Annotated in this window: 17 protein-coding genes and 1 pseudogene; all 18 read right to left on the bottom strand. The window is 56.1% G+C overall.

Annotation, left to right across the window (positions count from 1 at the left end; genetic code table 11):
• Window positions 1-1,502 (bottom strand): annotated as a pseudogene (locus Q5Y71_RS15420) (hypothetical protein); the annotation flags it as partial.
• 3 nt (window positions 1,503-1,505) lie between these two features.
• Window positions 1,506-1,889: a hypothetical protein gene (locus Q5Y71_RS15415; protein WP_306042997.1), complete on the bottom strand. Its 384-nt coding sequence runs from the start codon at window positions 1,887-1,889 to the stop codon at window positions 1,506-1,508.
• Between the two features lie 92 nt (window positions 1,890-1,981).
• Entirely contained in the window at window positions 1,982-2,257 is a 276-nt protein-coding gene (locus Q5Y71_RS15410; RefSeq protein WP_306042996.1) for a hypothetical protein, read from the bottom strand.
• Window positions 2,258-2,275: 18 nt separating this feature from the next.
• Window positions 2,276-4,318, bottom strand: a complete 2,043-nt coding sequence (locus Q5Y71_RS15405) for a hypothetical protein (RefSeq protein WP_306042995.1) — start codon at window positions 4,316-4,318, stop codon at window positions 2,276-2,278.
• Between the two features lie 2 nt (window positions 4,319-4,320).
• Window positions 4,321-4,569, bottom strand: a complete 249-nt coding sequence (locus Q5Y71_RS15400; protein ID WP_306042994.1) for a hypothetical protein — start codon at window positions 4,567-4,569, stop codon at window positions 4,321-4,323.
• A gap of 20 nt (window positions 4,570-4,589) precedes the next feature.
• Window positions 4,590-4,985, bottom strand: coding sequence for a hypothetical protein (locus Q5Y71_RS15395; protein WP_306042993.1), 396 nt, complete (start codon window positions 4,983-4,985; stop codon window positions 4,590-4,592).
• Between the two features lie 66 nt (window positions 4,986-5,051).
• A complete protein-coding gene (locus Q5Y71_RS15390; RefSeq protein ID WP_306042992.1) occupies window positions 5,052-5,480 on the bottom strand; it encodes a phage tail tube protein in 429 nt (142 codons plus the stop codon).
• Window positions 5,481-5,485: 5 nt separating this feature from the next.
• Window positions 5,486-5,866 (bottom strand): hypothetical protein, encoded by a 381-nt coding sequence (locus Q5Y71_RS15385; RefSeq protein ID WP_306042991.1) that lies wholly within the window; start codon window positions 5,864-5,866, stop codon window positions 5,486-5,488.
• Complete coding sequence (locus Q5Y71_RS15380; protein WP_306042990.1) at window positions 5,863-6,399, bottom strand: HK97-gp10 family putative phage morphogenesis protein; 537 nt, start codon at window positions 6,397-6,399, stop codon at window positions 5,863-5,865. The genes Q5Y71_RS15385 and Q5Y71_RS15380 overlap by 4 nt, the downstream gene beginning before the upstream one ends.
• Window positions 6,396-6,728 carry a phage head closure protein gene (locus Q5Y71_RS15375; RefSeq protein WP_306042989.1) on the bottom strand — a complete coding sequence of 111 codons (333 nt, stop codon included), beginning with the start codon at window positions 6,726-6,728 and terminating at the stop codon, window positions 6,396-6,398. The genes Q5Y71_RS15380 and Q5Y71_RS15375 overlap by 4 nt, the downstream gene beginning before the upstream one ends.
• Window positions 6,713-7,024, bottom strand: a complete 312-nt coding sequence (locus Q5Y71_RS15370; RefSeq protein ID WP_306042988.1) for a head-tail connector protein — start codon at window positions 7,022-7,024, stop codon at window positions 6,713-6,715. The genes Q5Y71_RS15375 and Q5Y71_RS15370 overlap by 16 nt, the downstream gene beginning before the upstream one ends.
• Entirely contained in the window at window positions 7,021-7,431 is a 411-nt protein-coding gene (locus Q5Y71_RS15365) for a hypothetical protein (RefSeq protein ID WP_306042987.1), read from the bottom strand. The genes Q5Y71_RS15370 and Q5Y71_RS15365 overlap by 4 nt, the downstream gene beginning before the upstream one ends.
• A gap of 55 nt (window positions 7,432-7,486) precedes the next feature.
• Window positions 7,487-8,659, bottom strand: a complete 1,173-nt coding sequence (locus Q5Y71_RS15360; protein ID WP_306042986.1) for a phage major capsid protein — start codon at window positions 8,657-8,659, stop codon at window positions 7,487-7,489.
• 102 nt (window positions 8,660-8,761) lie between these two features.
• Window positions 8,762-9,469: a head maturation protease, ClpP-related gene (locus Q5Y71_RS15355; protein ID WP_306042985.1), complete on the bottom strand. Its 708-nt coding sequence runs from the start codon at window positions 9,467-9,469 to the stop codon at window positions 8,762-8,764.
• On the bottom strand, window positions 9,462-10,679 hold the full coding sequence (locus Q5Y71_RS15350; RefSeq protein WP_306042984.1) for a phage portal protein: 1,218 nt from the start codon (window positions 10,677-10,679) through the stop codon (window positions 9,462-9,464). The genes Q5Y71_RS15355 and Q5Y71_RS15350 overlap by 8 nt, the downstream gene beginning before the upstream one ends.
• Window positions 10,669-10,878 carry a hypothetical protein gene (locus tag Q5Y71_RS15345; RefSeq protein ID WP_306042983.1) on the bottom strand — a complete coding sequence of 70 codons (210 nt, stop codon included), beginning with the start codon at window positions 10,876-10,878 and terminating at the stop codon, window positions 10,669-10,671. The genes Q5Y71_RS15350 and Q5Y71_RS15345 overlap by 11 nt, the downstream gene beginning before the upstream one ends.
• On the bottom strand, window positions 10,878-12,602 hold the full coding sequence (locus Q5Y71_RS15340; RefSeq protein ID WP_306042982.1) for a terminase large subunit: 1,725 nt from the start codon (window positions 12,600-12,602) through the stop codon (window positions 10,878-10,880). The genes Q5Y71_RS15345 and Q5Y71_RS15340 overlap by 1 nt, the downstream gene beginning before the upstream one ends.
• Window positions 12,599-13,063, bottom strand: a complete 465-nt coding sequence (locus Q5Y71_RS15335) for a P27 family phage terminase small subunit (RefSeq protein WP_306042981.1) — start codon at window positions 13,061-13,063, stop codon at window positions 12,599-12,601. The genes Q5Y71_RS15340 and Q5Y71_RS15335 overlap by 4 nt, the downstream gene beginning before the upstream one ends.
• Between the last annotated feature and the right edge of the window lie 82 nt (window positions 13,064-13,145).

The raw sequence follows: 13,145 nt of genomic DNA, 5'->3' as shown, positions 1-13,145 counted from the left end.
TCCATGGCGCGGTCCAGAATACCGTCGGCCACCTCCTGTGAATGATCCCGCAGCTGCGGCAGGGTGACCCTGACGATATCCCCCACCTCCAGGTCGTTGTTGCTGGGCAGTAGTTGCAGGCGCAGACTCAACGGCGGGCCGGCAAAGCGATCGCGCAGGGCGTCGAAAGTATTTTTAATGGTGGTGTAGGTGTGGCGGGTGTTGTGCAGGCCGCGGAATTTCAGGGTGTGGGGTTTGGCTTCGCCGTGTATGGCAACGGAATCGGCATCAATCAAATTATTCGCACGCAGGAATTTGCCATCGAAGCCCGGTTGCTCGAACCAGCTCCAGTGAATCGCAAATACATTGCGCACGCCGGCCAGGTGGTATTTCAGTTCGCCGGCCCGGGTAACCTCGTCAGCGGTAATGGCCGCCACGGTGGCGGCATTGGCCAGCACTCCGGCCATACGGCGCAGGCCCAATTGTCCGGCGGCATTGACCGGCATAAAGGCACCGAGCAATAAATTAATCTCGGTCTCGATAAACTTTTTACCGTCGGTTTTTTTCAAACCATCAAATCTGAGTATTTTACCCTTGCTGTGATCCCCGGGCTGATACCAGTCCGCGCCGATATGTTCAAACTCGTCGCGCACCACCAGGGCGGGATCAATGCCCAGGTGCCAATTAGCGGGCAAGGTATGATTGGTACCGAGCACAAGGCCTGTGAGCAGGGCATAGGCCAGTTGCGGGCCCGGCCCTTCCAGGTAGATAAATTCCTCCACCGCAATCCCGCGCTCGTCGTCGTTGTCGGTGGGCACCAGATGATCGCGGGCATAGGTGCCGAACAGGCCGCGGGCGCAGCCGGTAAAACTATTGGTGGTTTTGCCACTGGCACGCACAATTTCAAAGCCGTCCTGGTATTGGATTTTCAGGTAATACACGGATTGATTGGGGGCGTCCCCATAGGCGGCGGTATGGGGATTGGGTTCAAAACGGCTGGTGTCGAACACCCGCAGGGTACTGGCGGTTTTGGCAAAATCCGCAGCCAGGCGCGTGCCGTTGGGCACAAACAGTTCCCGACGCATCTCCCGCTGGATATCCCGGCAGCGCACCCGGTACACCCCTTCGCTGTAAGCAACGGATTCCTCGGCAATCTGGGTTTGCTCCAGGCGGTAATCCTCCCAATTGAGTCCCGCAAAGCCCTGGTACAGGCGCACAGTGCGGCCCTTGATACCGCTGCCCTGTTCCAGTTCATCGCGCAGCACATAGGAGAGCTGGCCGGCAATATCCACCACTTCAAACCGGATGCTGCCGATCTCCGCCCTGCCCTGTTCCGGCAGCAGACGCTGGCTGGTGGCCGAGCATTTTTTTAAGGCCCCGAGAATGGCATTGGCGGGCAGGCCGGGAATATCCCGGTGGGAAGTAATATACAGCGGCAGGTCATAGCCGATCTCCACCACCAGGCGCAGCGGGCGCTGGGGGGACTGGTTTGCCAGATCAAAGGTTTCGGGGTTGTTGCGCACCGCTTACACCTCCACTGCAATCAAGGCAATCTGGAACCAGAAGTGTTCGTGCCGGTTTTCCTTATAACTGTTACGCTTCAATCGGCAGAAAAACGGGGTGCCGGGACCACCGGTAATATCGGAAATATCCAATTCAAACGTCTCTCCATTGGCACAGCTCGCTCCAAATTCTCTCCAGTACGGCAGTTGATCCGGGTCGAAGGGGGCTGTCGTGATTTGCCATTCGATATCGATACGATACAGCGTGCTCTCTGTGTAGCCGCTTAGCGCAATGTGCTCTTTGCCCTCGGTACGACACACACGCTCACAATGCATAAGATTGGTAGTGATCAGTTCGGGTGAACCGCTGACGCGTTCGCGCGTGGCGGTATAACGGATTTCAGCCATGGGTGCATCCAGATAATTCGGGAAAAGCCCGTCGGAAAGCGAGCACAAAAAAACCGCCCGGGGGCGGTTCTTGATGGGGGTTGGGGATTTTTTCAGATTCTTGGAGTTTCTTTTCGGCGTTTCTCTTCCAGGTATTCTTCTGTCACCTGCCGCTCTATTTCAGCCTTTTGCTCCGGGGTGAGCTGGTCGTTTGGTACCGTGTAACTAATACACTCCACACCGAAACTGCCTGTCACACAGACGTTTTCCGTCCTGGGTGCGCTATGCCAGAACAAGCTGCCCAATATCTTCGAGCCTTCAACAAATTCTTCCGTACTGGCACAGCCTACCAAAGCCACCATACAGAGTGCGAGTAGCATTTTTTTCAACTTACAGCCTCCCTGCCTTCAGGCATTGAGCGCGGCCAGTTCCCGCCCATTGCGTGAGTTGGGTTCAATTAACACCACATCGCCATTATTGATCAGCTCGCGAAGGTCGTCCACCAAACGCTGGGCATCATTGCTGCTGATATCGCCCTGAATGATGATCTGGGTCTGGGCCGCCGGTTGGGAATTTGTGTCCGGCGTTGGTGTTGGCGCGTTAATTGACGGTGTCGCTACCCCAGCCGTCCCAACGGCCGCAGCGCCGGCCCCGGAAACAGACCCACCCCCCTGAAACTGCTGGGACTTGATCTGCTGCACCCGCACCGCACCAGCGGCAAGAGCGGCAGCCGCAGCGGCAGCTCCTAAGGCAGGTCCAATGATCGGGATTTTTGCCAGTGATGTATAACTGTCCTGTGCGCCCTGAATGGAACTGATTACGGTCTGCGAAATTGCAGCTGCCTTACCCAGTGCGAACATCTTGCGGCTCTTGCTGTTTTGCAGGCTGGCCAAATCCGACCACATTTTTCCCGTGGCGCGCTGACGCGCCGCAGCTTCATCCTGGGCAAGCTTAATACGGTACTTGGCCTGCTCCTTTTCAATATCGGTCAGTTCCTGTTCGTGTAACCGCTTGCGGTCCGCCTCAATCTGGTACCAAAGGTCGCGGGCAAGAAAATTATTACCGAGGCTGGCCTGTAGCAGCAGCCCCTCCTGTTCAAATTGCCATTGCTGCAGTTCTGTGCGCTTGATCATTGCGTTTTCAATTGCCGCCGTGCCAGCTACCGCAGCGGCGGCGGTGACTTCGGCAGTTTGTTGTGCAGCCAGTTGGGCATCTGCTACCCAGGCCTGCAGCCGCTCACCACGGCTGGGACCGTTCACCAGCTCTTCAATTTTGGCCGCCTGCATCTCGACGGCATTGCCGAGATTATCGGCAAATTTGCGGATATCGTCAGGGTCGAATTGCAAGGCGTTGTCGATCTTTTCCGAAAAGGTATCGGCAAAAGCACCGGCTCTCTCAGCTGCCGCATCAGAAACCAACCCAATTGTATTTAACTTCTGCAAACCCGAATTAATGAACTGGATCAGACCGATAAAGGTGACACGGAACGGAGTTAAAAAATCGCTCAGGAAGGTCGCTACCGAATCCGCACTGGTGGCCATAGCGTCAGCAACAGCACTGCCAAGGGCCAGGGCGCCCAGTTTGAGGACATTGAACGTGAGTTCTACTGGATAGAAGGCATCCAATACCAAGACGGCGCCCTGCACGGCGCCATTGAACGCGCTGTTGACCGCGCCCTCGAAGCCGTCAACATTTACTGCCCAGTCGGTGAAGCCCTGGGCCACCGAGGTGATCACCGGGGAGACCTTGGCTGTAATCTCGTTGCCCAGGCCCTTCGCCACAGCGCCGGCGCGGCTCATGGCATCGTTGGCCTGTTCCATCTTGGCCGCATCAACGCGGCTGATCGCCAACCCCAACACCTCCGCTTCTTTAGCAAGTTCGCTAAGACCGCCTTTGCCGAGTTTCAGGGTGTTAATCAGGTCCACACCTTCGGAATCAAACAATTTAAAGCCGAGTCTCACACGATCAGACTGGTTGCCAACCTGATTCATAGCCGTGGCAATGTTGGCAAATTGCCGGTCCGGCGACAATCTCGCCAGCTTTTGGGCATCAAGGCCGAGTTCCCTCAGAGCACCGCGGGCTTCCCCTGTGCCTTTTGCTGCTTCTGCCACCCGCCGGGTCATTCGCTGCAAACCCAAATCCAGCTTTCGCTGGCTGACGCCAGTTAGCTCGGCGGCGTGGCGCAAACCCGCCAGTGCTTCGGTGGTTACGCCCAGCTTGTCCGCGGTTTTTGCCAGTTGGTCATTCACCTTGAGGGAATGTGCCACTATGACACCAATACCGGTCACCGCCGCAGCGGCCATCGCAGCAAAGGCCACCGCACCGGTCTTCGCCAATTTATTGAAACTGGCACCGGTTTTGCGGGACTCCTTTTGCGCACGCGCCATCTTTCCGTGAAAGCTGGCAGTATTGGCCCCCAGTTCAACAAGCAGCGATGCGACTGTGCCCACGACTATCCTCCCAGAAAAACTTTGAACTTGGCGATGGACTCCGCCAGTCGCTGGCGCCTGGTTTTCATTGACGGCGGCATAAAATCCTTTGCCTGCAGTGGTTTCTTGACACGTCCGGAATAATTCGCGACGGTAGCGGCCAACTGTCCCATACGCCAGTTGTCTGCCTCATAGCCCCAGGGCTCACACTTGGAAAAGGCCATCCATTCCGACAGCTCGGCGCTGTCCGTACTGGCTAGCAGTTCGCGCACGGAGCAGCCCCTGAATAGCGCTAATCGGAACAGGAATCTTCGCCAGGGGCTTTCTGAAAATTTTTTTTGAGCTCCTCAATATCTGCCTCGGAGAGTTTATTCAGGCGTTGTGCTACGGTGAAGACGCGATCAAGCGCAGCGCCACTCTTTTTGTTCAGTGCTTCCACATCGCCTTCGGTAAACAAGCGCTCTCCGTTTTTATCAACGACTGTCAGAGAAACGGCCGTCGCACGCACTTTATTGAGACCGCCGACGCCGTTCTGGCCGGCGGACACACAATAAGCTTCGAACTGGTCGCGCTCACCGCCTGTCAGGTTGCGCACACGCACAGTGCCGCCCCATTCAGGCACTGCCACCTCCTCATAGATCAGGTCATCCGCGCCCAAAATCTCTGTTTTACTCAACAATTTTTCCATGAAGAGTTCTCCAATAGTTTGTCCAGAAAACAGCCCGCAAGGCTGTCGATGAATGATTCGGGGCTATCAGGCCCAGGTATCCCAGATGGCTGCGCCGGCAACCTTGACATCAATGGAAACAGTGACCTTTTGGCCAATAGCGGTAACTACCTTGAAACTCTTGAGTAGTAAGGGCACCTGTACCTGGGTCTGCCCGGGGTCCGGCCACTGGATCTGGAAATTGATCACTCTGCCGCTGGTGGCGGCCAACTTGAGCGCCTCCTGCTGGGTATCTCCCGGCACCCAGCTGAGTTCGATGGTGGAGCCCACACCATCCTTGAGGCCGGACTTGTACTCTTTGACCCCACCGGGGGAATTGAGGTGCGTGACTTCCACCTCGTCTGCCTCGTAGCCGAATTCCGGCAGGGTCAATACCTTGGGCACCTCGACAAAAGTGTCTGCCGTAGCAGCATCACTGAGCAACTTGACGCCCATTGCAATGATTTCTTCGCTCATGCTCTCTATTCCTCATGCCAGATAGTGAGATCAATGGAACCGCCGTACAACGACAGTTCTTTTATATAATCTTCCTGGTCGTTTTCCAGTTGCGCGCCGTAGCAGCGCACACCATTACCCAGATCGCCGACAAAACCAGACAACGCCGCACACACCAGACTGCGCAGGGCAATCATGCTGTCATAGCTGGTGTCGTAGATATCGAGTTGGTAGCGGCTCTGCACCAGGCCGGTAGTACCGTCGGCGCTTAGGGGACGGGTGGTGGAAACCCGCTGGTACACCAGCACCGGAACGGTGTCGGTCTCCTGCCGGTCTACCGGCAAAATATTGCCCGCCAGCTCAGGAATCTGCGTGGTAAGACGTGTGACGATACCGGTTTCAATCACGTTTTCTTCACCTCTTTGCCCCACGCTTTTTCAATGCGCTTGATCAGCGCATTTTTGAAACGCTTGAGTACTTTGTCTCGGTTTTCGTCCAGCGCTGGCCGCAGAAAGGGCTTGGCCCTGGCCTTCACCGCCACCTTTTTCCCGAAGCGACCTTTCTTACTCACCAGTGAGGTGACGCCGCGTCTGACCGCCTTCAGGCTGAGCTCCACCGAATGCAGCTTGGTGCCGAATTCCACGAATGCCGCGTAGAAGACCGGGTTTTTCTTGGTGGATTTGGTACCGACATACACCTGCGCATCCTGTTTACCGCTACCGGCGAGTTTTTTCTTGCCCGCTTTGCCGCGATAGCGGCGAATGGCTTTGCGCAGTTTGCCGCTCTCCTCCGGCACTTTGGCCTTAGCCGTCTTCTGCACCACTTGCGCAGCATCAAACAGAGCATCTTCCAGGGCCTTTTGCGCCATGGCGGTTTCAGTGATCGCTGTTAGCGCCTTATCCAGTTCCTTAAATCCCTCTACCCGTATATGGTCGCTCACAGGGCAATCTCCTTGCACAACAGATGCAGCCAGCGGTTCTGTTCCATGGCGTTGATCACAGTCTCCACCTGCAGAGTCCGACTCCCGAACAGCACCCGCATCTTGCTGGTAATGCCTGCCCGGTAACGGATGGTGATCTGGTGACTGGTTTCCTGATAACGGCTGTCCGCTGCGGTGAGTTCGCGCGCGGCATGGGGTTTGACTTCCGCCCACACGGTGGCCAGATTGTTCCAGTTTTCCACTTTCGCCCCGGTGGCACGGCTATCGAGTGTGCGGGTTTGCAGGATGACGCGGTGGCGCAGCGCGCCGATCCTTACACGGCCAGCCATCGGTGCGGATTCCAGAGCAGGCGTGTTGGGAGTGGCAGCTGATGCCCATTCACGCTCCCTTCCCGGTTTTCGTACAACCAAGCCACCAGCACAGCGGCACCCAATTCGATTTCCTCGGTGACGACCAGGGCATTTTCCGGCGCATCGGTGAGATCCGCCTCCCGTGCATACAGGATGCGTCCGGTGTAGTGATTGAACGCCTGCTCTGCGGCAACACCGAGGGAAGTCAGGTAAATATCTTCTTCCTCCGGCGGGTCACGCAGATGCTGCTTAAGAAAGTCCAGGGAGAAGATCATTGGGAACTCTCCCCATCATTGGAATTGTCCTGCAGCCGACAATTTTCCTCTTCCAGCAAAGCCAGCTTGCCTTCCAGTTCGGCAATGGTATCGGTCTGGGCTTGGATTTTTTGATCACGCTCGGTCAGCTTGGCCAGGGCTTCGTTGAGTTCTTCCCCTTCGGGGCGTACACAGGGTAACTGCATCTCTGCTTGGCGTTTCTGCGCCTCCAGCGCCTTTGCTTCCTCTTCAGCTACGCGCTGGGGCTTTGCCGGCGATTTTTGTTTTTTACTCTTGGGCCGGGCCAGCCCATCACTGAGTAAATGCCATGCCTCGTCATTGCCCACCTCGATGTCATCCCCGGCGGCGAGGCTCTGAGTGGTAGTGACCATACTGGTAAGCAGGACCAGTTTGAAACTTGCTGCCATTGGAATTTCCTTAAATAGTAAAAAACCCGCACAGGCGGGTTTAAAGAAAAGGTAGCTACGCTTGCTGCAGGGTCTTAATGGCCTCGGCCATCAGCAGTTTTCCGTCGGTACGCTTGCGCATACGGAAACCGACATGGCCGGTATCTGCATACTTTTCGTTGAGGCGCTGCATCACCATGCCACCACGGTCGGCGATGCGGTATTGCCTGAAGTCGCCAAAGGCAATGGATTTATTGCCAGTGGCTACCCCGGGCATGGCCTCGCTGGTGCGCACACGGTAACCGAGGAAGGAGTCCGGCACACCGGCCTGCAGACTGGGCTGCCAGAGGGGAATACCGTCGGTACTTTTCAGCTTGCGCATCATGCCGATGGTGCCGTCCTTGGCCAGAAAGCTGGCACCGTTGCGATAGACGGCGCGCACCGAGTGAATCAGGTCGATAATCTCGTCATAGGTAAAAGCGTTGGCACTGGCGGCGACCTTGCCAACCGGAGCGGTTATCGTGACGCCGGTAGGCTTTTTATTGCCATCACCGGTAATAAAGGCGGCCTCTTCGGCGGTGCCGAAGGTAAGGCCGAAAATCCGGGCGATCTCGCTCTCCAGGCTGACCTGGGTATCCTGCAGCAGTTCTTCGGAAACTTTCATCATGCGCCCCAGCTTCCAGGCTTCGATCACACCGGCACCAAACTGGATATCGGATTCCGGATAAGGTGCACCCTCCTCAATCCAGCCGGCCTGGCCATGATCGGCCACCAGCGGCAGGTTGGTGGTGGTGCTGGTGGAGATAACGGTGCAGAGTTCACGCATCACCACGTGATCCGTCAGGGCCTCGATCAATTGCATGGCCCAGGAATCCGGCACCGTATAGCCGCCATCCGCGTCGGTACCGACGGTCAGGGCGGCCTGGATATCCATACTCATGCCCGCACGCACATACCGCTCAAAGTTGCCCATATATTCAGTGCTGGCCAGCGGATTGGCAGGTGTGGTGCCAGCGGGCTCGGGACGCTGTGCAGGATTGGGCACTTCACTCAGGCGGCCTTCGATCTCCGCCATTTTTTCCAGCTGTTCGATCTGCTTGTCCAGGGTGTTGAGATCGTTATTCATGCTCTTCCACTGTTCTTCCTGCTCAGTGGTCATGCCCTTGGCGGCGTCCACGCTGTCCACCAGGGTTCGCATAGAGGCTGCCAATTGGCCGCGCTTCTGTTGTAGGTCGAGTAATTTACTCATGGGTGCTCTCCGGTTAGGCATAAAAAAGCCGACACACTGTTTCCAGTGGCCGGCTGTGGTTGCGAGAAGCGCGGCGCGCTCCTGCTCGCAATAGGGTTGAATTCAGGCTCTTGCTGCTATCTCGGTCAGGCGCGCATAGAGCGGGGTTCTGTGGTTGTAGCTTTGAACATCCTCTGCGGGTTTTTTCTCGGGGTTAGCTGGCGGTGCCGACGCAACCCAGCGCGCGGGAATATTCCGATAGCCCTGGAACTTGTCCAGGGTGAAGTAGGCCGCTGCCTGCAAGCCCTCCGCGGTCTCATCGGCAAAACCGTGCTCAACGCACTCAGTGGCGGACAACCAGGTTTCGTTGTCCAACATCGCGGCCAGGGATTCCTCATCGATCTCTGTCTTTTTCTGGTAGATGCTCAGCATTGAACTGCGCAAGCGATCCAGGGTATCGGCGGTCTTGCGCAGCTCACGGGCATCGCCGTAGGCACTGGTCCAAGGGTTATGGATCATGTACATGGCATTGTCGGCCATAATCACCCGCTCTCCCGCCAGGGCAATAATGGAGCCCATGGAGGCGGCAAGGCCGTCAATATAGGTGGTAATAGTTGCCTTGTGCCGTTTCAGTGCGTTGTAAATGGCATTGCCATCAAACACGCTGCCACCGGGAGTATTCAAGCGCAGGTGGATTTCATCGGCATCCAGGGCGTTGAGTGCGTCGATAAACGCCTTGGCTTCCACGCCGTAGTAGCCGATGTAATCGTAGATATAGACTTCAGCCGGGGCAGTTTCCGTCTGTGCTTTGATTTCAAACCATTTAGGCATTGTTGTTTCCTGAGCTGGTCGATTCGCGGGGTTGGGTGATGGGGGCCATACTGAGCTGCAGCCAGTGCTCATTGCCGCCCTCGATACTGTTCATATTTTCCAGTCGGCGTATATCGTTAATGCTGAGTGTGCCCACATTAAATAAATTGCGGTAAAACTCCGAGCGGGACTTGGCATCCCCGCGCAGCAGCCCTTCCACGCTGTGCTCCGCGTAGTACTCGCGCCTCTCTGAGGGAGAGAGTAGATCGCGGAAAATGCTTTGCTCAATGCGCTTGAGCCAGGGCAGCAGGCTGTACACCACAAACTGGATCGACTGGTGCTCGATATTTGAGAAGGTGGCCTTTTCCAGGTCGGCGATCATATGCGGCGGCACACCGAAGATGGAGGCGATTTCACTGCGCTGGTATTTGCGCGATTCGAGGAACTGGGCATCCTCGGCGCTCATACCAATCTGGTGCCATTTGGCATCATCCTCCAGAATGGCAACCTGATGTGCGTTGGCACCACCCTGGTGCCGCTCATTCCAGACTTTTCTCAGTCGCTCATAGGCTGAATCCGATAGACTGCCCTTCACCTCCAGAACGCCGCCGGGCCTGGCACCGTTAGAAAATAATCTGGCGCCGTGCTCCTCCAGTGCAAGGGAGAGGCCAATGCCCTCACGGGCCTGACTGATCGGCGACAGGCCAATAATGCCGTTGGTAGACAGGCCCGCAACACGCCATATACGCTCCGGCGTAAGAGATCGAAAATCGTTATCGTGTATCTCAAACACCAACCGCCGGGTGGTTTCCGAGCGCCCCACCCATACCTTGTCGGGGTTGATAGGCCAGACACCGCGCACCCGGCCGGCTCTGTCACGCTCCACCTCGCTGAACGCATTGCCGCGCAGTTGCAGCGCGGCCATCAGCTGGGTGCGAAAATCCATTGCGGTCATCTCCTCATTGGGCAAATCGTGCAGCAGCACCTGCAGGGGATGCTGGCTGGCAATCTCGCGATTATCCGCACCGGTTTTGCGGTACAGATTGAACGGAAGCGCGGCGACGGTTTCCGACAGGATGCGCACACAGGCATAGACAGCGGCCACACGCATGGCGGTGTCCGGGGTCACCACCTTACCCGCGACGGACTGGGGCCCGTTCAGGGCTGCCAGCAGATCATCGCTGGGTGCCTTGAGGGTGCTGGTCTGTGCGCGAAATAGTTTATCCAGCATGATTCATCCTGTTCTCACGGGCCTCGCGGAAGTCATCCACTGAAGTGGATCGGGTATTCCGCCAGGCAACCAGGAGCCCGAAAGCCATCAACACCCCGCCCACCACACAGAGCGCCAGGGGCTGGCTGATTTTCCAGAGGCCACAGGCGAGCAGCCCGAGGCCGAGAGTGGCGATCAGGTCGGGAATATGTGCTTTCATCAAAGGAACCTTATATTCTGGTTTTCGTAGACGCTGACAGCGGGCTCTTTGCCTGTCAGTGCGATAGTGAAGGCGATCAGTGTGGCCACGGCGCCATCGATCTTGGATTCCTTGTTTTCCTTCACCGGGCGGATTTTCTTGCCATCGTCGATCTCTTTGGCCACCACATTGCCCATCATCCAGGTGAGGACCGGGTTGCCATCGTGATGAATACGGCCAGCCTTGAGCAGTGCTTCAAATTCTTTCATCGCATCGGACATGGAGAAATTTTGCGGGACCTCAATAACTTCAAGTTCAGGAATCTGCTTCTGGATCTTCTGCGTCAGTTGGGTTGCGCCCCAAGGGTCAAACCCCAGTGCCCTCACCGCAAAGTGGCGCACATCATGCTCAACGTCGTCCTGAATCTGCTCGTAATCAATCGTCTCGCCATCGGTGGGAATCAGTGCACCCAGGTGTTCCCAGGTTTGATAGTGCTTATTGCTCTCTTCCCTGATCCGTTCCTCCGGCAAGTAATGTCGGCCAAAAATATAGTAATGCCGCTGGCCATCCATCTCTCGCTCAAAGACAGAAATGTTCGAGGTGATATCCAGCTTGCTGGATAAATCCAACCCTTTGTAACAAGGATCAGTGGCGAAATCCTCCAGCTGCAGGGAGGTATCCGCCTGCCGGTTCCACTCCACCATATTGAGCCAGGCACACTTGGCGGTAACCCAAACGTTCAGATGTTTAGTCTTAAATGCGTTCTGCTTACGCGGACTTTGCACGGCATTACGCTGTCTTGCCTTTAGATAGTCGCCACCAACAGATATACCAAAGTTGGGATTGGCTTTAACAAGCGACTGCTCACCGGTCCAGTCATCATCGGGGTCAATGCCGTAGACAATACCGAACAACTCATCATTCTGGATACTTTGCTCTAATACCGATTGTAAATCCTGTTGTATCGCATAACAGGGGCCGGCGATCTGATCACCCGCTGTGGTAATCAGCAGCATCAGCGGCTGGTCTCGCGCTCCCATACCGGTGATCATAGTGTCGTAAAGCACATCGTCGGTGTGCTCATGCACCTCATCCAGAATGGCGCAGCTGGGGCTGGCCCCATCACCGGGTTTGCCGATTACCGGCTCAAAGCGGCTGTTGTCCGGCAACCGCTTGGTGCCGCGCTGGTCGCATTCCAGTCGCTTCGCATGGGAGGTCACGCCATAGGCACGACGAAATGCCGGGGTACGCTCCGCCATTTTCTGTGCTGGCCGAAAAATTTCCCAAGCTTGCTTCTCTGTCGTGGCTCCACAGTAAATCTCAGCCCCGTACTCACCATCTTCAGTGAGCATATACAAACCGATACCGGCAGCAATAAGGGATTTTCCATTTTTTCGCGGTACGCAAATGTACGCAATATGGAAACGGCGCAGACCGGTATCCCTGTGAACCCATCCAAACAAGGAGCCGATGATATATTTTTGCCAGGGCTGTAGCCGGATGCGCTTGGCGAGGCCACGCTTGGCTGCCCACTTGCCCTTCACATGCGGCAGAAGCTCAATAAAGCGAATCACCTTTAGGGCTTTATCCTTATCAAACACATAGGGGAATTCCTCCCCTTTCTGCAGGTCATCTACGTGGCGCTGAACAGAAAGAATTTCCCAGCGGCACGCGGGTTTTACCCCCGTCAGAACATCATTGCAGTAGGCATCCATATCTGCCAGATGATCTATATCCCAAGTCATAGGCGGTCGAACTCATCATCAAACAGGTTGCCCTGTTTGTCGTTAAAGCGAAGTTCCGTTGCGGGGGACATACCCAACTGTGCAACCATGCTATTCCAGAATCGTGCTACTTCGCGCAGCTGACCCACTTCCGGGTGATTTTTTATCTGTTCACCATTGCGGCCATCGACGGTATAGGTGCGTCCGTTATCAGCGATAAATTGCCGCAACTCATCCATCTCGACCTTGGTGCGACAATACTCATAGATATAATCCACAAACAGCGGCCTTAGCCGCCCCACCTTTGCCAACCCCAGCGCCACACGATCCCACACCCGGCGCTCTTCCTTAGTGACCCCTCGCGGACGCAACTTTTTGGCCAAAGCTTTGAGTTCAGCTTCCTTCTCTGCAGAGGCCTGCTCATTCTGTACAGCTGCCGGGTGGTGAACCACATTCCCGGCCTGTGGATATCTCCCTGGCATATCAATCACCTAAAAACACCCCAGTGGGTTTTTTCGATTCAATTCAGCGCGCATAAAAATTGACTTAGGGCGGCGGTGTTGG

This window comes from Microbulbifer sp. 2205BS26-8 (genome assembly GCF_030731025.1).
GTDB lineage: Bacteria > Pseudomonadota > Gammaproteobacteria > Pseudomonadales > Cellvibrionaceae > Microbulbifer > Microbulbifer spongiae.
The sequence above is the reverse complement of the archived record's forward strand: the minus strand, read 5'-3'. Positions and strand labels throughout refer to the sequence as shown.